Raw genomic sequence first — 20,280 nt, forward strand, 5'->3', positions numbered from 1 at the left:
GCTGGTGGTCACTGTTCGATCCAGGTGTCGTAGAAGAACGGCGGTGAGTTGGCCGCATTGCGGAATCCCCGAACTTCGGGTGCCACGCCGAAGATCTGAGTGTCGGCCAGTAGCGGAATCGTGTACGCGTTGTCGATGATCCGGTTCTGGGCCTCGCGCAGAATCGTTTCTCGCACCAGTGGATCGGTCGCGGTGATGTGGTCTCGAAGCAAACCGTCGAGCACGGGGTCCTTGCCCTGTAGTTGAAAGAGGTCGCCTCGATCACTGTCGTAGTTGACCGACAAGCGCACGGGGTCGGGTGCGGGCCAGCCGTTGCGTCGCAGGCTCAACTCGGGGGCCGTCGTCGCCTTCGGGTAGTTGGCGAAGTCGGTCTGTTTGATCGTCAACGAGATTCCGATTCTGCGGAGCTGCCGCTGGACGAACTCGTACAGCGGTTTCGACGTGTGGTCGTACACATCGACGTAGACGCTCAGATCGAGCGGCCGACCGTCGCGGGTACGGATTCCGTCGGCGTTCCGGTCGGTAAATCCTGCGTCGTCGAGGAGCCGGTTGGACTCGTCCGGATCGAAGCGCACCTCGTCGGATCGATCGGTCCACCCCTGCACACCTTCGGTGGTCACGTTGGTGGCCACCTTCCAGTTGTCGGTGTAGAGCGTGTCGATGATCTCGTGACGATCGATCCCGTACATCAACGCTTTGCGCACCCGGATGTCGTCGACGAACTCTGCGGTCTGACGCACGTCGAGGACATTGGCCAGCCCCGGGTTGCGGAGTCCGAGAACGGTGAAGCCGCGATCGGACAACACCTTCTCGTCCGGTGGCTGCGTGTACCGCAAGGCGTGAGCCTGACCGGACAGCAAGGCTCCGACGCGGACGCTGTCCTCGCGCACCGGGACGATCGTCAGCGAATCCAGGTATGCCTCACCCTGATGGTCGGCAGTCGGGGGTGCCCAGTCGTATCCGCGGCGCTTCACGAGCCTGATCTCCTTGGCTGGAATCTCCGATTCCGCGACGAAGGGGCCGCTGCCGATCAAGTTCGTCACCACGGACTGCTGCTCGTTGGTCGCGTCGATCGTCGCGTCGGCGACCAGCCCTGCGGTGTTCATCGACAACGTCGGAACGAACGGTGCATCGGGTCTCGCCAACGTGACGACGACCGTGCGCGCAGCGTTGTCGGCGTCGGCGGACAGTACTTCCGGGAAGATCGAGTTCCGCGGAATACCCTTGTCTGCATCGCCATTGGCGAACCACAGGAGGTTTCGGGCTACGGACGCGGCGTCCAGTGCCTGACCGTTGCTGTAGCTGACGCCGTCGCGGATCACGAAGGTGTAGACGGTCCGGGTCGGATCGACACTCCACGATTCGGCGATCCAGGGAACGAACTCGAACGTCTTCGGGTCCTGGTACACCAGGCGGTCGAGCATCTGGTCCTTCACCGCGGAGTTCTGCCAGTAACTGACCTGAACCTGCATCGACGCGGTGACCTCTGCGTCCAGGTAGACGAAGTCGCCGCCGCGCGTTCCGGTGCCCGCGGTGGGTCCGGCCGAGGCGTCGGAGCAGGCGGTGGCGGCGAAGAGCGATGCTGCGCCGAGGCCGAACGTGCGCAGCGCAGTCCTTCGGGAGATCGGGCTGGACATGACATCCTTTTCGGGAGAAACGTTCACGCGCGTACATGCGCGCGACCGGGAATGGACTCGATCAAGCGCTGGGTGTACTCCTCGCGCGGGTCGCGGAACAGATCGGCGGTGTTCCCCGACTCGACGTTTCGCCCGTGCTCGAGGACGGTCACGGTGTCCGACACCTGGCGCACGAGGGACAAGTCGTGCGAGATGAACACGTAGGTCAGTGACAGATCACGCTGCAGTTCCACCAGTAGGTCCACGATCCGTGCCTGGACGCTGACATCGAGGGCCGACGTGGGCTCGTCGAGTACGAGGATGTCCGGTGCCAGAACCAGCGACCGAGCCAGCACCACACGCTGACGCTGTCCGCCGGAGAGATCGAACGGCCTGCGCTCGAGAATGTCTCGCGGTAGGGCGACCTTGTCGAGCACATCGTGGACCCGATCTCGCCGCTCGGCTCGCGACCGAACGCCTGCGATCGACAGCGGCTCTGCGACGATGTTCTCGACGGGGTAACGAGGATCCATCGCCGCCAACGCATTCTGTTGGACCAGCTGCAGTCGTCGGGCGTTGCCGCGGCGTGCTCGCCGCGAGGTGTCGAGCGGCGAGCCGTGCACGAGCACCTCACCGGAGTCCTGCCGCTCCAGTCCGCTGACGATGCGCGCGGCTGTGGTCTTCCCGCTTCCGGACTCACCGACGACCGCATGGGTGGTGCCCCGAGCAACGGTGAAGGACACACCGTCCAACGCGGTGGATCGTTCGGTACGAGAGCCGTTGACGGCGAACGTCTTCACGAGGTCTCGCACTTCCAGTGCGGTCTCGACGCGTGCAGCCGGGCGCGAGGCGTACTTGTCCAGCGACAGCGCCGGCGCGTCGGCGATCAACCGACGCGTGTAATCGTCGGACGGTGACGCGAGAACCTCGGCGGCGCGGCCCTGCTCGCGGACGATTCCGTGGTTCAGAACCAGGACGTCGTCGGCATGATCTCGCGCGAGAGCCAGATCGTGGGTGATGAACAGGACGCCGAGACCCAGATCGCGGCGAAGATCGTCGAGCAGGTCGAGGATGCGCGCCTGTACCGTCACGTCGAGAGCCGACGTGGGCTCGTCGGCCACCAGGATCGACGGCCTGGCCGCGATCGCAATGGCGATCAGGACCCGCTGCAGTTGCCCGCCGGACAGTTGATGAGGGTAGGCGCCTGCCCGCTCGGCGGGGTTGCGGATGCCGACTCGATCGAGCAGGGCCACGGTCTCGTCGACGACGCGGCGGCGCTGGACGATCCGATGCAGCAGAAGTGTTTCCGCGATCTGATGGCCCACCTTCTTCAGCGGATCGAGGGAGCCCAGCGGGTCCTGAGGCACGAACCCGATGGTCGAGCCTCGTAGCCTGCGCCAACTGGACTGGGTGTACCGGGTGACGTCGGTACCTGCGATCCGCACCGACCCCGACGTGATCCGCCCCTCTCCTGCAAGCATGCCGATGGCCGCGCGGGCGATGGTCGTCTTGCCCGAGCCCGATTGTCCGACGACAGCGAGCGTCTCACCGTTCCGGAGTTCGAAATCGACGTCGGTGACCACTGGATCTGCGCCGTAGGAAATGGTCAGGCCTTCGACGGATACAGCGGTGGCGGTGCGAGCAGTTACCGGGCTCTCGACAAGTGTCACTATCCCACTCTCTTTCGGACGATGTGGCTGACTCGGCTGATGCTCAGAACCGTGATCACGATGGCGGCGCCCGGCGCGACGATGAGCCACGGCGCGGTGTGGATGTAGTTACGCGCCTCGGAGATCATCAGTCCCCATTCGGCGGTCGGGGGATTGGCGCCGTATCCGAGGAAGCTGAGTGCCGCGATGGACAGGATCGCGGTCCCGAACTGCAGTGCGGCCAGGGCGAGCACCGAAGAGTAGGCGTTGGGCAGTATGTGTCCTACCAGTAGGCGGCCACTACCTGCACCGAGGTGTTCGCTCGCTTCGACGAACGGAAGGTTGCGCACCGTCAGAACTTCCGAACGCATGAGTCTGAAGAAGACGACGATCGACGACACCCCTACTGCGATGGCAGCGTTGACGGTACCGAACCCCAGAGAGACGATGATCGTGATCGACAGCAGCAGAGTCGGAATGGACAGCAGCACGTCGGCGATTCGGCTGGAGATCGCGTCGACCACCCGGCCGAAGTACGCGGAGACGAGTCCCAGCGCGGTTCCGAGGACGAGTCCGATGACCACGGCGATGACCGAACCCAGCATTGTCACGGCGGTTCCGTGAATCAGCCGACTGAGCTGGTCGCGGCCGAGGTAGTCGGTCCCCAACCAGTGGACGGCACCCGGTCCTTGCAATGCGGCGTCGGGAAACTCCTGAAGGGGATCGAACGGGGCGATGACCGACGGTGCGACGACGAAGGCAGCGACGACGAGCAGGGCGGCGACCGCCGCCACGTCGCCCGGTGTCCACCCGCGCAGTCGGGAGCGCACCGTGATGGGGCTCGCGAGGGTGGGAAGTGCGAGAGTCATGCCGGCACAGCCTCCTTGGTCGGTGCGGCGGAAATACGTGGATCGATCACGGGATAGACCAGGTCGACCACGAGGTTGGTGATGACGAAGACTGCCGACACCGCGATGACGATGGCTTGGATGACCGGGAGATCTTGATTGCGTACCGCGTCTTCGACCAGATAACCGATTCCGGTCCGCGAGAAAATCGTCTCGGTGATCACCGAACCCGCCAGCAGCTCACCGACGGTGATCGCGGCGATGGTGAGAGTGGGAATCGATCCGTTCTTGGCGATGTGGCCGAACACGATGCGGTCCTCGCGCAGGCCTTTGGAGCGCAGAATGTCCACGTACGGCTGACGCGCCGCTGTGGACAGTCCCTGGACGAGCACCTGGGCAATCGGCGCGGACACCGGAATCGCCAACGCAACCGCGGGCAGCCACAGCGACTTCACCCCTTCGTCGGAGACAGCGGAGACGAGCCCGAGCTGGAACGAAAAGACCTGCAGAAGAACGAGTCCGACGATGAACGACGGCACCGACAGGAAGATCGGCGGAACGGCCCGGGCCGTCTCACGCACCGTGGACGACGGTGCGAAGACCGCCGTGAAGGCGATCACGACGGCCAGCGCGGCCGCGACGAGGAAGGCGAGTGCGGCCAGCGAGGCTGTTTGTGGAATCGCGGTGCCCAGCAGAGAGGACACCGATTTACCGCTGGTCAACGAGTATCCGAGGTCACCGTGTGCGAGCCGCTGGACCGAGATCCAGAACTGTTCGAGTGCCGACTTGTCGAGGTTGTAGTACGCGGTGAGAACCTCGGCGTCCTTCGCGGAGATGGGGTTCTCCGGACTGTGTATCCGACTCTCGATCGGGTTGCCGGGCAGGACGTTCAACACGAAGAACACGAACGTGTAGGTCAGTGCAACGACTATGAACGCCTGAGCAATTCGGTGCAGCACGTAGCGTGCGCGTAATGACATCGAAGGAGTACCTGTCGTAGAAGACGATTGCGAGTATTCAACAAGACCGAGGTTGCCGATGTCGACGGATCGGATCGCCGTGATCTTTTCTCGCTGTCACCGACTCGGCCGCAGCGAATGCAACGCTCTGCAACCCTGTCCCCTGTGGCTGGGGTCACATAGACATGACTGCATCGTTCAACGCTAGGAGAAACACGATGCGCGCAGCTGTCTACTACGGTACGAACAAGGTCGAGATCGCCGACGTACCCGAGCCGTCGCCCGGGGAAGGCGAGGTCAAGGTGAAGGTCGGCTACAACGGAATCTGCGGCACCGATCTGCACGAGTACTACGCAGGACCGATCTTCGTTCCCACCGAGCCGCATCCGTTGACGAACCAGCAGCTGCCGCTCGTCCTGGGGCACGAATTCTCCGGCACGGTCACCGAGATCGGTACAGGCGTGACGGGAATCGAGGTCGGGGACCGCGTAGCCATCGAGCCGCTGTACCGCTGCGGACACTGCGGACCGTGTCGCGCCGGGAACTACAACATCTGCCAGCAGATCGGCTTCCACGGACTCATGTCCGACGGTGGCATGGCCGAATACACCGTCGTGCCGACGAACATGATTCATCACCTGCCGGAGAACGTGTCCCTCGAACTGGGCGCACTCGTCGAACCGATGTCCGTGGCCTTCCACGCTGCGACACTCGGCGATCCCGATCCGGACGACACCGCAATGGTGTTCGGCGCAGGCCCCATCGGGATCGGGCTGTGGTTCGCGCTCCGCGGTAAAGGCCTCGAGAACGTCTTCGTCGTCGAACCGTCACCGACGCGCCGCGCCTCGATCGAAGCGCTCGGTGCCAGAACCCTCGATCCGACGTCGCTCGACGTGCCGGAGTTCGTCGCCGACTTCACGGACGGCCGCGGCGCCGACGCCATCTACGACGCGGCGGGCGTTCAACCTGCCGTCGAGACGGCACTCGGCTGCATCGGAGCTCGCAAACCACTCGTCAGCGTCGCGATCTACGAAAAGCCTTTGACCACACCGCTGCAGAAGCTCGTCATGAACGAATCCCGCATCCAGGGATCGCTCTGCTACACCTCGGCGGACTACGACGCCGTCATCGAGCTCATGGCCCAGGGCAAGTACGACACGACGGGATGGGTGGACAAGATCGCGCTCGAATCGGTCATCGACGACGGATTCGAAGCTCTTCACGCAGGCACCAAGATGAAGGTTCTGGTGGATCCTGCAGTGGGACGCGGCAGCGAGGGTCAGGCATGAGCGTCGCACTCGTCACCGGAGCCGGCCAGGGCATAGGCCGCGGTATCGCACTGCGGCTCGCGGCCGACGGCCACGATGTCGCTCTCATCGATCTGGGCTCGGACAAGATCGAGCAGGTCGCCCGCGAGATTCGGGAAATCGGCACCGACGCAACCACGTTCGTGGCCGACGTCAGTGATCGCGATCAGGTCTTCGCAGCCGTCGACCATGCGCACGAGGCCCTCGGCAGCTTCGATGTCATGATCAACAATGCCGGCATCGCACAGGTCGCCCCGCTCGACGACGTCCGTCCCGAGGACACGAAGAAGATCTGGGCCGTCAACGTCGACGGTGTGTTGTGGGGAATTCAAGCTGCGGCAACCAAATTCAGGTCACTGAGCCAGAAGGGCAAGATCGTCAACGCCTCGTCCATCGCGGGTCATGACGGCTTTGCCATGCTCGGTGTCTACAGTGCGACGAAGTTCGCCGTTCGTGCCCTCACCCAAGCCGCGGCCAAGGAGTACGCCGTGCACGGCATCACCGTCAACGCGTACTGCCCGGGCGTCGTCGGAACGGACATGTGGGTGACCATCGACAAGCGTTTCGCCGAGCTGACCGGTGCTGCCGAGGGCGAGACGTACGACAAGTTCGTCGGTGGTATCGCGCTCGGTCGAGCCCAGACGCCCGAGGACGTCGCAGCCTTCGTGTCCTACCTGTCGGGTCCTGATTCGGACTACATGACTGGTCAGGCGGGGTTGATCGACGGCGGCCTCGTATTCCGCTGACCCGGCTTTGCATGTTCTGAGTGATCTGGAGCACAATTGTCGGTGATGACGCAGACGACAGGACCGGAACCTGCGCTGGCGGCCGGAGAGGACCCGCGCCGCTACGCGCAGATTCTGACTGCCGTGTACGACGCGACGATGGCGGGCGGCAAATCCCCCGCACGTCCCCGCGACGTGATCGGTGATTCGTGGCGACGCCTGCAGACCCTCGGTATCGACCCCGAGCAACGCAGCGTGGCCTCACCGCAGATCGACGTGTCCGATCTGGAGCTGAGCCGTCGGGAATCGGGCTTGTTCGACATCCTCGACGACCTGGGTCGCGGACTCGAATCCGTCGTGCAGGACGGTGACAACATCCTCGTCGTCGCCGATCGACACGGACGGGTCCTGTGGCGGAGTGGGTCGACGTCGGTGCTCGACCGCGCCGACGGCCTCGGGTTCGTCGAGGGTGCCAGCTGGGCCGAGGATTCGGTCGGAACCAACGCGATCGGCACCGCGTTGGTGTCGCGGCGGGCGGTACAGATCTTCTCCGCGGAACATTATGTGCGCAGCCACCATCCGTGGACCTGCGCGGGTGCACCGATCAAGGACCCGCGTACCGGACATGTCATCGGGGCCGTGGACGTCAGCGGGCCCGCCAACACCGTCCACCCGACGACCCTCGCGTTGGTCGACGCCATCGCTCGACTAGCGGAATCTCAACTGCGCGAACATCACCGGCAGAACCTCGACCGTCTCCGGTCGGTCGCAGCGCCGATGCTCGCACGCCTGCAAGCGCCCGCACTCGCCGTCGACGCCAACGGATGGGTCGCTGCCGTCGAGTCCGTGGCGCTGCGCAACCGAGTACTGCTGCCCGAGGACGTCGTCGCCGGGCGGTTCTGGCTGCCGACCCTCGGGGTGTGCGACTTCGAGCCGCTTCCCGGCGGGTGGCTCGTCCGCCCGACCGGAGACGAGGCGTCGGAAACCGGTAGAACGACTGTGTCCCTGGATCTTCGGCACCACCAGCACGTGCGGGTGCAGATACGAAGCGAGGTGGGGGAGTGGACGCACGAACCCACTCCCCGGCACGCCGAGATCCTGTATCTCCTCGCGTCGAGCAGGGAAGGCCGAAGTGCAGCACAGCTGGCCGCGGACCTGTTCGGCGACGACGGCCGAGCCATCACCGTCCGGGCCGAGATGTCCCGGCTGCGCAAGCACATGTCGGGAATCGTGCAGACGCAGCCCTACCGGTTCGACGAGACCGCCGTCGTGGACGTGCTGCTGCCGGAAGACCCGAGCCGACTCCTCCCGCACTCGACGGCGCCTGCCGTGGTGCGGATGCGTCGCTCCTGAATCCATCCGTTCACGGCCGTAAGCTGGCCGAATGGGTTATCGGATCGTATCGGAGACGCTGCGGTTCCTCGCAGTCTCCGACCCCGGCAGGCTCCGGCTACGGGCAGCCGCGACGACGACGATCACCGTCGTCCTCGCGATGGCGATTCTGATTCCCGGGTCTCATCTCGTCGGCCAGCCGTTGACGGTCGCGCTGCTGGGCGCTGTCGTCGCCATGCAGTCCTCGGCGGCGGTGAAGGACAAGGACCAACGCAGCCGAGTGATCACGACACTCCTACTGGTGTTTCCGGCGATCCTCGCAGTGTCGCTGTCGGCGGTGCTCTCCCAGTTCGGCAAGGTCGCCGACGTCGGGTTCATCGTCGTGCTGTTCGCCGCGGTGTGGGTGCGGCGGTACGGCCCGCGCGGCACTGCGCTCGGCATGGTCGCGTTCATCTGCTATTTCTTCGCACTGTTCCTACGCGCTCAACCGAGCCAGATTCCTGTCCTCGCGGTGTCCATCGTTCTCGGCGTCGGGATCTCGCTCGCCGTACGCACTCTCGTCCTTCCCGAGCGGCCGGGGCTGGAACTGCGGCGTCTGGTGCGTGCACTGCGAGCCGCGTCGATCGACGTCCTCGAGGTCGCGTCGAACAGAGTCGATCGCGATCTGGTCCTGCTCCGCAAGCGTCTGGACCGGCTCGGCAGTACAGCGCTGATGATCGACGACTGGCTCGACCGCAACGATGCCTCGCAGCTGCTGAGCGTCACCAACGAGGACCTCTCGCTCCGCATCTTCGACGCGCAGATAGCCACCGAACAACTCGTGAGCGCGCTGTGGGCCCTCGACCCGATCCCATCGGGGGTCACCCCGCAGGCTGCGCTCCCGCCCAATTCTTGGCCGTCGTCGCTCGTCCAGGCCACCACCGCCCTCTCGTCGTGTCTGCAGAACAACCCGTCCGACGACCAACTCCGTGCGGCCAGGCGCCTCGCTGCCGCCGCCGCGGACGAAGCGGATCCGTCCACCCAGGCGGGCATCGCCGCGACGGTCGCGATGCGAGCAGTGCAGGCCCACATTGCCATTCACCACATCACCAGCAATGCGCTGCACACCGAATCCGCACCCAAGGAAAAGCCGGAGAAGGACGGCGACACCGGTTCGGGGCTGAACCCCAGCACCAAAGCGGCGATCCAAGTTGCCGTCGCGACCAGTGCAGCGACCGTACTCGGCGAAATCATCTCACCGGACCGCTGGTACTGGGCGGTCCTGACGGCATTCCTCGTCTTCACCGGGGCGTCGACTCGCGGTGAGATCCTCTCCCGCGCCGGACACCGCGTCGTCGGTACCGTCGGAGGTGTGCTGGCCGGAGTTCTGCTGTCCGCGTTGGTCGGTCGCAATCAACCGCTGCAACTGCTCCTGCTGGTCGTCTGCATCTTCTTCGCGTTCTACCTCGTGACGGTGGCGTACGCGTTGCTGTCGTTCTTCGTCACCGTCATGCTCGCGATGCTGTACGGACTGCTCGGCACCTTCAGCATCGAAGTGCTCGAACTACGAATCTACGAAACCGCGGCAGGAGGACTCGTCGGGATAGCGTCGGCGTACTTCGTCTTCTCCACCGGCACCAGATCGACGATGGTCGAGAAAGTCGACGACTACCTCGAACAGATGACGGCCATCATCGACACCGGCATCGACGCCGTCATCACGCCCGGTCGCCCGACGGACCTCGTCGTCGACATGCGCAAACTCGACAACGCGTTGAAAGACCTCGTCGCGGCCGGAAAACCCCTCGAGATGGGGCCCACGACACGCACACGCAAAGGCGTCAAACGGCTGCTGCGCATCATGACCGTCAGCAACCGATCCAGCCACGCACTCGCCCGCGCCGGTGTCGGCGCCTCTCACGCCGAACCCGACACCGGTCCGTCACAGGAGACCGCCGACGCACTACGCCGGGCAGCCGAGGTAACCAAAGCCACCATCGCCGACGTCGGGCGTGCACTCGCAGGCGAACACGTCGACCCACCGGAGAAGTTGACGGAGACCTCGGCCCCCGACGTCATGCTGAAGTCCACCACGACCCCCGGTCCCGTCCGCAGCGCCGTCAGGTCACTGAGCACCCTCAACCGCACCATGGGTGAGGCGCTGACACGCGTCTGACACCGTCCGTGCATACTGCGATGCGAAGCACGAAGCTGACCTGACGCAGGGGGAAGCCGGTCCGAATCCGGCGCTGACCCGCAACGGTAGGCTGCCCTCGCCAGAGGGCAGCGAGCCCGATTACCCGGCGTCGAGGTTGTGCGACAACCCATTCGTCGTGGTCTACGAATCGGAAAGTCCAGCGCGTGGCGTTCCATGCTGCGCACCGGGCCGAACATTTCGTGGCTCTGAGCTCCAAGAGGTACTCATGTCACGCTCCATCGCCTTCGGCGCCATCGCCGCCGCAACCATTGTCGCCCTTACTGGCTGTTCCCGCGGTGACACCGCACAGGACGCTCGGCAGGCGGACTCGTTCGACGACCCGGTCTCCATCACCAACTGCGACAGCACCCAGCAGTTCGACTCTCCACCTCAGCGCATCGTGTCCATGAACGACCACGTCACCGAGGTGCTCATCGAGATGGGCGTTGCGGACCGCATCGTCGGCATGGGCTATCGAAACGCAACGCCTGCGCCCGAGTTCGCCGAGGATTTCGCACAGATCCCCGGCCTCGCCGACGAGTACCCGACGAAGGAACAGATCCTCGATCTGGACCCGGACTTCGTCGTCGGCGGCATGCGGAGTGCATTCAACGACAAGGAAGGGCGTTCGAGAGAGTCGTTCACCGAGGCGGGCATCCCGACCTTCCTGTTCTCCGAGTACTGCGGATCCGGATTCCCGGACATCGGCATGCTCGAGAACGACTACAGCCAGCTCGGTGGCGTCCTCGGCGTTCCGGAGGAGGCTCAGGCCGTCACCGACGGCGTCCTCGACGGTTTGGCGGCCATCGGTGCCGAACTCGGCGACGCGGAGCCGACGCCGACCTTCTTCTACGACTCCGGTGAGGACGTCCCGACGACCATCGGTGGTGTGGGCGTCGGACAGTTGATCGCCGATCGGTCCGGCGCATCGAACATTTTCCCCGAGGGTGAGCGCCCCTACCTGGACACGACGTGGGAGATCGTCGGAGAGCGCGCCCCTCAGGCCATCGTCGTCCTCGATTACGGTGACACGTCGGCGCAGGGAAAGATCGATTTCCTGAAGAGCCAGCCGATCATGGCGACCACTCCGGCTGTGCAGCAGGACAACTTCATCGTCGTACCGCTCGACGACTTCTTCGAAAGCCCGCGACTGGTCACGAGCGTGGACACCATCGCCCGTGCATTGCATCCCGACCGGTTCACCTCCTGATGGTCACCGTTGCCGACACCGACAGGCACAGGGCCACGGCGAAAGCGGAGGTGTCCACTCGGTCGAGAATCGGGTTCGGTGCGTTGATCGCAGTTCTGACGGGCGCCTTGCTGATGGTGATCGCCACTGCGGTGTCGTTCGGGTCCGTACAGATTCCCGTCGGCGACGTCTGGGCGATCGTCGTGCACCGGTTGATGCCGGGCGCATTCGACTCGTGGTGGTCCGAGGCGAGGGCGGTGATCGTCGTCGACTCGCGGTTGCCGAGATCGCTGACGGCGGCCGTCGTCGGCGCGTCGTTGGCGATCGCGGGTGGTGTGGCGCAGGCAGTCACGCGCAACCCGTTGGCCGATCCCTATCTGCTCGGAGTGTCGTCAGGTGCCGGATTCGGCGTGGTGCTCGTGATGGCGATGGGAATCGGGGCCGGGGCCCTCGGGGTGTTCACGGTCCCGACCGCCGCGTTCGTCGGGGCCATGATTCCGCTGTTTCTGGCTCTGATGATCGGCGGGCGATACCCACAATCGACAGCCATCGTTCTCGTCGGCGTCGCACTGGGCAGTATCTTCTCCGCTCTGATCACCTTCACACTCCTGGTCTTCGCCGACGAACACACGCTCAGTGGCGTGATGCACTGGCTAGCCGGTGGATTCGGAGACGCGCGGTGGTCCACGTTGACACTGCCCGCAATCGCGCTGCTGATCATCGGCACTGGACTGCTGCTGAGTGCACCCCGGATGGATCTGTTGAAAACCGGTGACGACGGTGCCGCTGCCCTCGGTCTGAACGTCCGACGCTTCCGCGTCGTGCAACTCCTGGCGATCTCCATGCTGGCCGGCGCAGCGGTATCCGTCGGCGGCGGAATCGGATTCGTCGGTCTGCTGGTGCCACACCTCGCCGGATACATCGTCGGGACGCGAGCGATCAGACTTCTGCCGGTCGCCGCGCTGCTGGGCGCGATCGCATTGGTCGGCGCCGACACGCTGGCGCGGTCGGTTTCACGGAGCACAGAGGTGCCCGTCGGGGTCGTCACCGCGCTCGTCGGCGCACCGATCTTCGTCTTCATGCTCTACCGCCAGTACGGAAGGGCGGCTCGATGACACTCGTGGCCAATGCCGTCACCGCCCGACTCGGATCACGGGAGGTGTTGCACGGAATCGATTTTCGAGTTCGACCGGGTGAAGTTCTCGGACTCGTCGGACCCAACGGGTCCGGGAAGACGACGGCGCTCCGGTGCTGCTATCGCGCGCTGACGCCGACCGCCGGGACCGTTCTAGTCGACGGCGTCGACGCGCATGCGATGAAGCGCTCGGAACTTGCGCGCACCGTGGGCGTCGGCACCCAGGAGCCGGAAGCGTCGGTGGGACTGACAGTTCGGCAGTCGGTTGCGCTGGGCCGTGTCCCACACCGGGGCTGGTTCGACCGTCCGACGGGATCCGACGCGGACATCGTCGAACAATGCCTGGACCGGGTCGACTTGACCGGGCTCGCGGAGCGCGATGTCGGGGCACTGTCCGGCGGCGAACGTCAGCGTGTCGCCATAGCTCGGGCACTCGCACAGCAACCTCGCATACTGCTGCTCGACGAGCCCACGAATCATCTGGACCTGCGCCACCAACTCGTCGTCATGAACGCAGTCCGTGATCTCGCCGCGGAGGGCCTGGCCGTCGTCGTCACCGTGCACGATCTACGGCTGGCCGTCGAATACTGCACCTCGCTCGCCGTGCTCGACAACGGATCCGTGGTGGCGACGGGGCCGACGGCCGAGGTTCTGACCGATAATCTCCTCTCGGACATCTTCGGAATCCGAGCCACCGTCTCTGCGGTCCCACGCCCGTCCATCGACATCATCGGCCTCGCATGAGCGTCTACACCGAAGCTGCGGAGAGGGTTCCCGGACTCGCGGAGTACCTGCACGGCCCGTTCGATCTGCCGGCGTCGGCGATGACCGATGCGGACTGGTTGCGGGAGCGGATTGCCGACACAGGCAGGCGCTGGAACTGCACCGACGACCGGATCAACGGGACGCTGTGGTGGTACTCCGCCAGCTCGACGATTGCCTTGCTGGCGGTGTCGACGGCGATGGTGACGGGAACGGCGGCCGATCCGTCGCTCGAGCATTCTCGGTGTTTTCTGCGCGGCGACGGTTACCTCGGCGGGGTGCGGAGCGATCGCACGGTGACGCCGGAGCAGTTGCCCGGTGCCCTTGCCGGCACGTTTCGCGCGGTCGTCGACGCTCTCGCGGCGGCGTCGGGAGCGACGACCAACGCGCTCTGGGCGATCACGTCGGACTCGATAGCCAACCGGTGCCTCGACGTCGGCACGGCCCTCGGAGACCGAGAACGAGGCAGCGCGTTCGCCCAGGAACTCGTGGCCGCGATGTCCTCGCCGCTACCCGCTCCCCGGTTCGTCGACGTGGGAGGCCGACGCTTCACACGCCGCAGCTCGTGTTGCCTGTTGTACCTGACGTCAGCGTCGGACAAGTGCACCAGCTGCCCACGCCGGACACCGTCGGATCGGCTACGAGGGCTCCGCGCCGCCGCGCAATACTAGGAAGCGTAGTAGTCGTCTAAGGTGTCCCCATGACTTTCCGCCCCGACGCTCGTGCGCGTATGCGCGGCGCGTTCGTCGGGGCTGCCTCCGGTGCGCTGAGCATCGCAGCACACGGCGTGGGCGGCGGAGTCATGGTGCCGAGCGAATCGGCCCTCGTACTGCTCGTGGTCGTCAGTGCGGCGCTCGGCGTCCTGACCGCAGCCCTCGGGGACCGCGTCCCGACGACGGTCGTGCTCGTGCTCGGCCAAGTCGTCGGACACACGGTGCTGACGGCGGCGAGTGGGCATCACCACGGCTCGTCACTCAGTCCGTCGATGCTGGCGGCGCACGCATGCGCGACGGTGGTGTGCGCCCTGCTCATTCGTGGTGCCGTGCTCGGGCACAGTCGAGCGTTGGCCGTGTTGCGCCGGATCCTTCCCGTGTTGTGTCTGGTTCTGCCCGTGCAGGATCGGGCTCGCACCGAGAGCACCGAATACCGGCCGAACGTCGTACTCCGACTGTTGGTGTCGTCGGGAACAGGAACTCGCGGGCCTCCCTGCCCTGCTTGATCTTTCGTTCCCTCACACCCGGTGATCCCTCGCGCGTGAAGCGCCGTCGATCACCGGGGTCTTGCGACACCCGACAGAACTGGAACACCTATGTCCACAACCGGCACAGTCGTGCCCGACATCGGGCCGGGCCGACCCGATCGATCACCGCCACGTCCCTCTCTGGTCATGCGCCTGCACTTCTACGCAGGCATCTTCGTCGGACCGTTCATCCTGATCGCCGCGCTCACCGGTGGTCTCTACGCGCTCGCGCCGACGGCCGAGAACATCCTGTACTCCGACCTGCTGACCACCGACTCGGCTGGGCCCACCGCCTCGGTGGCCGAGCAGGTCACGGCCGCGACCCAGGTCAGGCCCGACCTGACCCTCGACGCCGTACGCCCGGCAACAGAACCCGGCACCACCACCAGGGTCATGTTCACCGATCCCTCACTCGGCGAGTCCGAACGGCGAGCAGTCTTCGTCGACCCGGTCACCGCGGAATCCGTCGGCGAATCGGTGGTGTACGGCAGCAGCAACGCACTGCCGGCCCGCACCTGGATCAGCGGATTCCACCGGCATCTTCACCTCGGCGAACCCGGCCGCATCTACAGTGAACTCGCCGCATCCTGGATGTGGGTCGTCGCCCTCGGCGGCGTCGTGCTCTGGGTGCGACGGTATCGACGCGGCGGACGACTCCTCACCGTCGACCGATCGTCGAAAGGTCGAGCCAGGAACCGCAATTGGCACGGAAGTGTCGGTATCTGGATAGCCATCGGTCTCGTTTTTCTGTCCGCAACGGGACTGACCTGGTCCAAGTACGCCGGTGAGAACATCACCGAACTGAGGTCCTCCTTGAACTGGGCCACGCCGGGAGTGAGTTCGTCGATCAGCGGTGACGCGCCGGCACCGCCCGGCGACCACGCAGGCCACGACATGTCGGCCATGGCACCGGAGGCCGACGTGGTGTCCGCTGGAATCGGCCGCCTCGACGCCGTCATCGGAACGGCTCGGGCGGCGGGGCTCGCCGGCGCAGTGGAAGTCACCATCCCTGGTACGGCCGACACAGCCTTCGTCGTCGCGCAGACGCGTGGGCTGTGGGTGTTCTCCACGAGTTCCCTTGCCATCGACGGAAATACCAACTCGATCGTCGATACCAACTGGTTCTCGGAGTGGCCGCCGGCCGCGAAGCTGGCCGCCTGGGGCATTGCGCTGCACATGGGCATTCTGTTCGGGATCGCCAACCAGATCGCGCTGGCACTGCTGGCCGTGGCCTTGGTGACGGTGATCGTCCGCGGATACCTCATGTGGTGGCAACGTCGTCCTTCGGCATCCGCCCCGCCCGCAGGCGGGCTGCGCCGGTTGCCGGTCCGGCAGCTCGTCCCGCTCGCTGCGATCACTGCCGTGATCGGCTGGTTCGTACCACTTCTCGGCATCAGCATCCTCGTCTTCCTTCTCGTCGATGCCCTTCTCGGGCTTCGGCGCCGCGCATCGACATCGGAGTCGCCATGAAAAAACTTCTCGTAGCCCTCGCATCGTTCGCCCTGCTCGCCGGATGTAGCTCGGAAACTCCTGCAACGGAGTCGAATTCGGTCACCATCCGCGAGGCCTGGATCAAATCTGCCGACACGGGAATGACCTCCGCGTTCGCGGAGATCCAGAACACCGGAGACACCCAGGTCCGGGTGGTCTCCGCGCAGTCACCCGCCTCGTCGATGATGGAACTGCACGAGGTGGTCGCCAGTGCCGACGGAACGATGGTGATGAAGCCCAAGGAAGGTGGATTCGCCGTCGGCGCACAGGAAACCAAGGTGCTCCAGGCGGGCGGGGACCACATCATGTTGATGGATGTGACGTCGCCGTTGACTCCGGGAGCAGACACCGACATCACGCTGACATTCGAGGACGGATCGTCGTCCACGTTCACTGCGCAGGTCCGCGAGTTCGCGGGCGCGCAGGAAAACTACGGTGGCTGACGCAGCACCACGCCGCAGTCCCGGAATCAGCAGGCGACGCCTTCTCGGTGGAGGCGTCGCCGCGCTGGGAGCTGCGGGTGTGGCGTACGGATACACAAGGGAGCCGGAGGAATTCGTCTTCGGTCGACAGGTCGTTCCGTTTCACGGGAAACATCAGGCCGGTGTCTCGACTCCGCCGCAGGCGCACGGGACGTTCGTTGCACTCGACCTCGCAGGCGGTGCAGGACGCGAACACGTGGTGTCGGTGTTGAAACTGTGGACGACGGACGCCGACAGGCTCACCCAGGGCATGCCTGCCCTGGCCGACACCGAACCGGAACTCGCGGCCGACCCGGCCAATCTGACGGTCACCGTCGGGCTCGGACCGGGCGCGTTCGCGGCGGCGAGAGTGGCGTCACCCGTCCGGCAGTTGCCTCCGTTCGGCATCGATCGACTCGAGGATCGGTGGAACGGCGGAGACCTTCTGCTTCAGGTGTGCGCCGACGACCCGTCCGCAGTGAGCCATGCGGTGCGGGTGTTGACCAAGAACGTCAGGTCGATGGCGTCGATTCGCTGGGTCCAACGAGGGTTTCGGTCCTCCCGCGGAGCCAGGACCGAAGGTACGACGATGCGCAACCTGATGGGTCAGGTCGACGGCACCGTGAACCCGGATCCGACAACGGATTTCGACACCCTGGTGTGGAACGACGACGGCAGTACGTCGATGATCGTGCGCCGTATCTCCGTCGAACTCGACACCTGGGACGAGTTGGACCGCGGCGGAAGAGAATTCGCGGTCGGTCGAAAGCTGGACACGGGAGCGCCGATGACCGGCGAACGCGAGCACGACGAGGCGGATTTCGATGCCACCGATCGGTTCGGCATCCCGGTGATCTCGCCTGCGTCGCACATTGCACGTGCCCGGCACACGCACGACGGGGAGCGGTTCTTCCGGCGTGCCTACAACTACGACGATGCACCCGAAGGAGGTTCGACGAGCAATTCGGGGTTGATCTTCGCAACGTATCAGCGCGACATCGACACACAGTTTCTTCCCGTGCAGCAGCGGTTGGACGAACACGACGCGCTGAACGAGTGGACGAGGCCCATCGGTTCGGCGGTGTTCCTCGTTCCCGCAGGAACCTCGGAAGGGGGATATCTCGGGGAGGCGCTGGTCTAGCCGCCTACGGAACCCACCAGTTGCCCTGCCCACGGACAAGGGTGAAGCCACCGGGAATGTCGGTCCAGGCCGAGACGTCACCGGAGCCGGTGCGGATCGGCCCGGACGGCAGGGGACCGGGGAACGCAACCCCGCCCTGCTGCGTGGTGTGGTTGAACCAGTTGATGGCGCAGTTGCACCAGTTGTTCAGCGAGAAGTCGGTGAGGCCGGGAAAGTACGGGTCGACGCGAACGAAGATCGGCTGGTTGACGATCGCCTGATCCAATCGCCACTCGATGACCGCAGCCGGATCGAAGCCGATGGTCGGGCTGATGGCGCCTGCAGGGACGAACTGGACCGGCCTGGCTTGCGCGGACGCGGTGCCGAACAAGGTAGTCGCGAGGAAGATCATCACGGTCGCGAACAGCAGGGTTGCCGACGATGCAACGCTGGTGCGGGCACGTCGTGTCGTCATGGACAAGCCTGGCCTTTCGGTCGATAGATGAACGGCGGTGATGTTACCCGAGCTCACGAGATGCCATACGGTTGAAACTGTGAGACTGAAGCTCGGCGTAGCGATCGTGGCCCTGACCGTCGCAGGATGCACTTCCCAGCCCGCCCAGGAGACGGCTGCGCCGCCGGTGAAGAACCAGGTCACCGTGGCCGATCGTGCGTACACGCCAGCCGACATCACCGTCTCGGTGGGGGAGACCGTCACCTGGGTGTTCGACGACGGTGGGATGGCTCACGATGTCGTCGCCGACGATCGGTCCTTCCGCAGCCCCCTCGCCAAGGAAGGCTCGTTCTCACACACGTTCACCGAACCGGGCGCCTTCACCTACCACTGCACTCCTCACCCGGACATGATCGGCAGCGTCGTCGTCGTGGCGTAGACAAATGTCTTTGTAAACCTGTGGTTCACACCGTACCCTCATCGGTGTGAACCAAAAGTTGTCAGTATTCGACCCCGGTGACAAGCCGACCGACATCGGCGACGAGCGGTCCCGTCGCACCCACGCGCTCGTGCATCTCGGGCAGGCCATCGAGAACGAAGCCCGCGTCGTCGCCGAGGCTGCCGCGGCGACGGAGAAAGCTGCGTCCACTGCAATGTGGCTCGGTGCCAGCCTGGCCGACCTCGCCGCAGTCACCGGCAAGACCCGTCAGGCGGCCAGGAAAAGGTGGCCGGCTCTGGGCGTTGTGCATCGCCGACGCCTGTGGCTCGCCAACCATGTCGACGATATTCGCTGGGCGGTGCGGGTGCTGTTGGACAACGAAGCCGACATCACCGTCCCGGACACGTCGATCTTCGCGGAGATAACAGACCTCGACGCATCCGTCGGACGCAACTTCGACGAGTCGGCAGTTCACGAGGAGGCCGGTCCGGCGGATCGATGGTTCGCCCTGGACCGCCTGGTCGACGTCGTCCTGCGCCGGATCGTCGACGACGCCGTCACGTCCGGCGGTCAGGCCGAGTTCGCGGTGTTCGGAGCGCGCGGGGTGGTCGGCTACTACGACCACGCAGTGGACAAGCCCGAGACCGACTCGGGACTCACTTAGTCTGGATGCATGACCGAGACAGGGGCGCGACGTCGACGACGCTTCGCTGCTCCCGCGGCGGTTGCGGGACTGACGGTTGCGGCGGGAGCTGTGCTGTTCGTGCGTGATCCGAGGTCGTCGACGTATCTACCGTGTCCGTTTCATGCGCTGACCGGCGTGTGGTGTCCCGGGTGTGGTGCGACGAGGGCGTTCGGAGACCTGGTGCACGGCGACGTTGCGTCGGCCGTGTCGACCAACGTGCTCGCCGTGACACTGCTCGTGTTCGGAGTGCTCCTGTGGGCGACGTGGGTTCGCGGCCGGGCCGTTCACGCGCCGCCGAGGTGGGTAGTGCTGCTCTCGGTGATCGTCGTAGTTCTGTTCACCGTGGTCAGGAATCTGCCGTTCGGTAGCGCCCTGGCGCCTTGAGGAAAGAGGAAGCACATGTGGCTCGAAGCGTTTTCCGTGGTCGTTCTCGTCGGAGCTCTGGTGGTGCTGATCCCGACGGCTCGGCGTGTGTTCAAGAAGGGTGACGACGAATGACCGACTCGTTGAAAGCGCGAGTGCGCGCGAAGCTGCTCGATCAACTCGCAGGTGACGGCGCCACCGACGCGGAGGTGGCCGAGGGCGACGACCCACGGTTCACAGCGATCCGCGACGACCTCGCTGCTCTGGACGACGCAGCAGACGACGACCCCATCGTCGACGTCCTCGCCACGAGGTACTGGGTGCCCTAG

At 65.2% G+C, this 20,280-nt stretch carries 21 protein-coding genes and 1 riboswitch; of the genes, 16 read left to right on the forward strand and 5 right to left on the reverse strand.

All coding sequences use genetic code 11. From position 1 onward, the window contains the following. Window positions 1–8 precede the first annotated feature (8 nt). From CH289_RS12110 to CH289_RS12125, 4 genes are read right to left on the reverse strand one after another with little or no spacing between them, the layout of a single operon-like run. A complete protein-coding gene (locus CH289_RS12110) occupies window positions 9–1,637 on the reverse strand; it encodes an ABC transporter substrate-binding protein (protein WP_230595760.1) in 1,629 nt (542 codons plus the stop codon). Window positions 1,638–1,660: 23 nt separating this feature from the next. Further along, window positions 1,661–3,286: a dipeptide ABC transporter ATP-binding protein gene (locus CH289_RS12115; protein WP_094727966.1), complete on the reverse strand. Its 1,626-nt coding sequence runs from the start codon at window positions 3,284–3,286 to the stop codon at window positions 1,661–1,663. Then, window positions 3,286–4,134 carry an ABC transporter permease gene (locus CH289_RS12120; protein WP_094727967.1) on the reverse strand — a complete coding sequence of 283 codons (849 nt, stop codon included), beginning with the start codon at window positions 4,132–4,134 and terminating at the stop codon, window positions 3,286–3,288. The genes CH289_RS12115 and CH289_RS12120 overlap by 1 nt, the downstream gene beginning before the upstream one ends. Next, window positions 4,131–5,093 carry an ABC transporter permease gene (locus tag CH289_RS12125; protein WP_026347411.1) on the reverse strand — a complete coding sequence of 321 codons (963 nt, stop codon included), beginning with the start codon at window positions 5,091–5,093 and terminating at the stop codon, window positions 4,131–4,133. The genes CH289_RS12120 and CH289_RS12125 overlap by 4 nt, the downstream gene beginning before the upstream one ends. A 197-nt stretch (window positions 5,094–5,290) precedes the next feature. Between CH289_RS12125 and CH289_RS12130 the strand changes: the two genes are divergently transcribed. The 12 genes from CH289_RS12130 to CH289_RS12185 all read left to right on the forward strand — a co-directional run bounded on the left by CH289_RS12130 (window position 5,291) and on the right by CH289_RS12185 (window position 18,031). Beyond that, a complete protein-coding gene (locus tag CH289_RS12130; protein ID WP_094727968.1) occupies window positions 5,291–6,361 on the forward strand; it encodes a 2,3-butanediol dehydrogenase in 1,071 nt (356 codons plus the stop codon). Beyond that, window positions 6,358–7,125: an acetoin reductase gene (locus tag CH289_RS12135; protein ID WP_094727969.1), complete on the forward strand. Its 768-nt coding sequence runs from the start codon at window positions 6,358–6,360 to the stop codon at window positions 7,123–7,125. Before CH289_RS12130 ends, CH289_RS12135 begins: the two co-directional genes overlap by 4 nt. Before the next feature lie 45 nt (window positions 7,126–7,170). Beyond that, window positions 7,171–8,457: a GAF domain-containing protein gene (locus CH289_RS12140; protein WP_019663013.1), complete on the forward strand. Its 1,287-nt coding sequence runs from the start codon at window positions 7,171–7,173 to the stop codon at window positions 8,455–8,457. A 31-nt stretch (window positions 8,458–8,488) separates the two neighbouring features. After that, window positions 8,489–10,591 carry an FUSC family protein gene (locus tag CH289_RS12145; RefSeq protein ID WP_094727970.1) on the forward strand — a complete coding sequence of 701 codons (2,103 nt, stop codon included), beginning with the start codon at window positions 8,489–8,491 and terminating at the stop codon, window positions 10,589–10,591. Between the two features lie 16 nt (window positions 10,592–10,607). Beyond that, a riboswitch (cobalamin riboswitch) is annotated at window positions 10,608–10,737 on the forward strand. A gap of 101 nt (window positions 10,738–10,838) precedes the next feature. After that, window positions 10,839–11,822, forward strand: coding sequence for an ABC transporter substrate-binding protein (locus CH289_RS12150; protein WP_019663015.1), 984 nt, complete (start codon window positions 10,839–10,841; stop codon window positions 11,820–11,822). After that, the gene (locus CH289_RS12155) at window positions 11,822–12,916 is read left to right on the forward strand and encodes a FecCD family ABC transporter permease (protein ID WP_094727971.1); all 1,095 of its coding nucleotides are present in this window, start codon (window positions 11,822–11,824) and stop codon (window positions 12,914–12,916) included. The genes CH289_RS12150 and CH289_RS12155 overlap by 1 nt, the downstream gene beginning before the upstream one ends. Continuing rightward, window positions 12,913–13,680: an ABC transporter ATP-binding protein gene (locus tag CH289_RS12160; RefSeq protein WP_020110940.1), complete on the forward strand. Its 768-nt coding sequence runs from the start codon at window positions 12,913–12,915 to the stop codon at window positions 13,678–13,680. The genes CH289_RS12155 and CH289_RS12160 overlap by 4 nt, the downstream gene beginning before the upstream one ends. Further along, complete coding sequence (locus tag CH289_RS12165; protein WP_020110939.1) at window positions 13,677–14,369, forward strand: (2Fe-2S)-binding protein; 693 nt, start codon at window positions 13,677–13,679, stop codon at window positions 14,367–14,369. The genes CH289_RS12160 and CH289_RS12165 overlap by 4 nt, the downstream gene beginning before the upstream one ends. Before the next feature lie 59 nt (window positions 14,370–14,428). Beyond that, window positions 14,429–14,917, forward strand: a complete 489-nt coding sequence (locus tag CH289_RS12170) for a hypothetical protein (protein WP_020110938.1) — start codon at window positions 14,429–14,431, stop codon at window positions 14,915–14,917. Between the two features lie 90 nt (window positions 14,918–15,007). After that, window positions 15,008–16,408, forward strand: coding sequence for a PepSY-associated TM helix domain-containing protein (locus CH289_RS12175; RefSeq protein ID WP_256977165.1), 1,401 nt, complete (start codon window positions 15,008–15,010; stop codon window positions 16,406–16,408). Further along, a complete protein-coding gene (locus tag CH289_RS12180) occupies window positions 16,405–16,872 on the forward strand; it encodes a copper chaperone PCu(A)C (protein ID WP_019663021.1) in 468 nt (155 codons plus the stop codon). The genes CH289_RS12175 and CH289_RS12180 overlap by 4 nt, the downstream gene beginning before the upstream one ends. Then, window positions 16,865–18,031 (forward strand): Dyp-type peroxidase, encoded by a 1,167-nt coding sequence (locus tag CH289_RS12185; RefSeq protein WP_094727973.1) that lies wholly within the window; start codon window positions 16,865–16,867, stop codon window positions 18,029–18,031. The genes CH289_RS12180 and CH289_RS12185 overlap by 8 nt, the downstream gene beginning before the upstream one ends. Before the next feature lie 4 nt (window positions 18,032–18,035). On the opposite strand, the gene CH289_RS12190 is transcribed toward CH289_RS12185, so the two are convergent. Next, entirely contained in the window at window positions 18,036–18,485 is a 450-nt protein-coding gene (locus CH289_RS12190) for a hypothetical protein (protein ID WP_019663023.1), read from the reverse strand. Window positions 18,486–18,564: 79 nt separating this feature from the next. On the opposite strand from CH289_RS12190, the gene CH289_RS12195 reads away from it, so the two are divergent. The 4 genes from CH289_RS12195 to CH289_RS12210 all read left to right on the forward strand — a co-directional run bounded on the left by CH289_RS12195 (window position 18,565) and on the right by CH289_RS12210 (window position 20,280). Further along, entirely contained in the window at window positions 18,565–18,903 is a 339-nt protein-coding gene (locus CH289_RS12195) for a plastocyanin/azurin family copper-binding protein (protein WP_094727974.1), read from the forward strand. Between the two features lie 46 nt (window positions 18,904–18,949). Next, entirely contained in the window at window positions 18,950–19,567 is a 618-nt protein-coding gene (locus CH289_RS12200) for a hypothetical protein (RefSeq protein ID WP_019663025.1), read from the forward strand. Between the two features lie 9 nt (window positions 19,568–19,576). After that, on the forward strand, window positions 19,577–19,972 hold the full coding sequence (locus tag CH289_RS12205; protein WP_019663026.1) for a DUF2752 domain-containing protein: 396 nt from the start codon (window positions 19,577–19,579) through the stop codon (window positions 19,970–19,972). A 110-nt stretch (window positions 19,973–20,082) separates the two neighbouring features. Beyond that, a complete protein-coding gene (locus tag CH289_RS12210) occupies window positions 20,083–20,280 on the forward strand; it encodes a hypothetical protein (protein WP_019663028.1) in 198 nt (65 codons plus the stop codon).

It is taken from the genome of Rhodococcus sp. RS1C4, assembly GCF_002258225.1.
GTDB lineage: Bacteria > Actinomycetota > Actinomycetes > Mycobacteriales > Mycobacteriaceae > Rhodococcoides > Rhodococcoides fascians_E.

Excerpts from the sequence above, each read along its gene's own strand:
- CH289_RS12170 (WP_020110938.1), top strand. The coding sequence starts at position 14,429 with ATGCGCGGCGCGTTCGTCGGGGCTGCCTCCGGTGCGCTGAGCATCGCA.
- CH289_RS12145 (WP_094727970.1), top strand. The coding sequence starts at position 8,489 with ATGGGTTATCGGATCGTATCGGAGACGCTGCGGTTCCTCGCAGTCTCC.
- CH289_RS12150 (WP_019663015.1), top strand. The coding sequence starts at position 10,839 with ATGTCACGCTCCATCGCCTTCGGCGCCATCGCCGCCGCAACCATTGTC.
- CH289_RS12110 (WP_230595760.1), bottom strand. The coding sequence starts at position 1,637 with ATGTCCAGCCCGATCTCCCGAAGGACTGCGCTGCGCACGTTCGGCCTC.
- CH289_RS12180 (WP_019663021.1), top strand. The coding sequence starts at position 16,405 with ATGAAAAAACTTCTCGTAGCCCTCGCATCGTTCGCCCTGCTCGCCGGA.
- CH289_RS12175 (WP_256977165.1), top strand. The coding sequence starts at position 15,008 with ATGTCCACAACCGGCACAGTCGTGCCCGACATCGGGCCGGGCCGACCC.
- CH289_RS12125 (WP_026347411.1), bottom strand. The coding sequence starts at position 5,093 with ATGTCATTACGCGCACGCTACGTGCTGCACCGAATTGCTCAGGCGTTC.
- CH289_RS12210 (WP_019663028.1), top strand. The coding sequence starts at position 20,083 with ATGACCGACTCGTTGAAAGCGCGAGTGCGCGCGAAGCTGCTCGATCAA.
- CH289_RS12155 (WP_094727971.1), top strand. The coding sequence starts at position 11,822 with ATGGTCACCGTTGCCGACACCGACAGGCACAGGGCCACGGCGAAAGCG.
- CH289_RS12205 (WP_019663026.1), top strand. The coding sequence starts at position 19,577 with ATGACCGAGACAGGGGCGCGACGTCGACGACGCTTCGCTGCTCCCGCG.
- CH289_RS12140 (WP_019663013.1), top strand. The coding sequence starts at position 7,171 with ATGACGCAGACGACAGGACCGGAACCTGCGCTGGCGGCCGGAGAGGAC.
- CH289_RS12135 (WP_094727969.1), top strand. The coding sequence starts at position 6,358 with ATGAGCGTCGCACTCGTCACCGGAGCCGGCCAGGGCATAGGCCGCGGT.
- CH289_RS12120 (WP_094727967.1), bottom strand. The coding sequence starts at position 4,134 with ATGACTCTCGCACTTCCCACCCTCGCGAGCCCCATCACGGTGCGCTCC.
- CH289_RS12160 (WP_020110940.1), top strand. The coding sequence starts at position 12,913 with ATGACACTCGTGGCCAATGCCGTCACCGCCCGACTCGGATCACGGGAG.
- CH289_RS12130 (WP_094727968.1), top strand. The coding sequence starts at position 5,291 with ATGCGCGCAGCTGTCTACTACGGTACGAACAAGGTCGAGATCGCCGAC.
- CH289_RS12190 (WP_019663023.1), bottom strand. The coding sequence starts at position 18,485 with ATGACGACACGACGTGCCCGCACCAGCGTTGCATCGTCGGCAACCCTG.
- CH289_RS12165 (WP_020110939.1), top strand. The coding sequence starts at position 13,677 with ATGAGCGTCTACACCGAAGCTGCGGAGAGGGTTCCCGGACTCGCGGAG.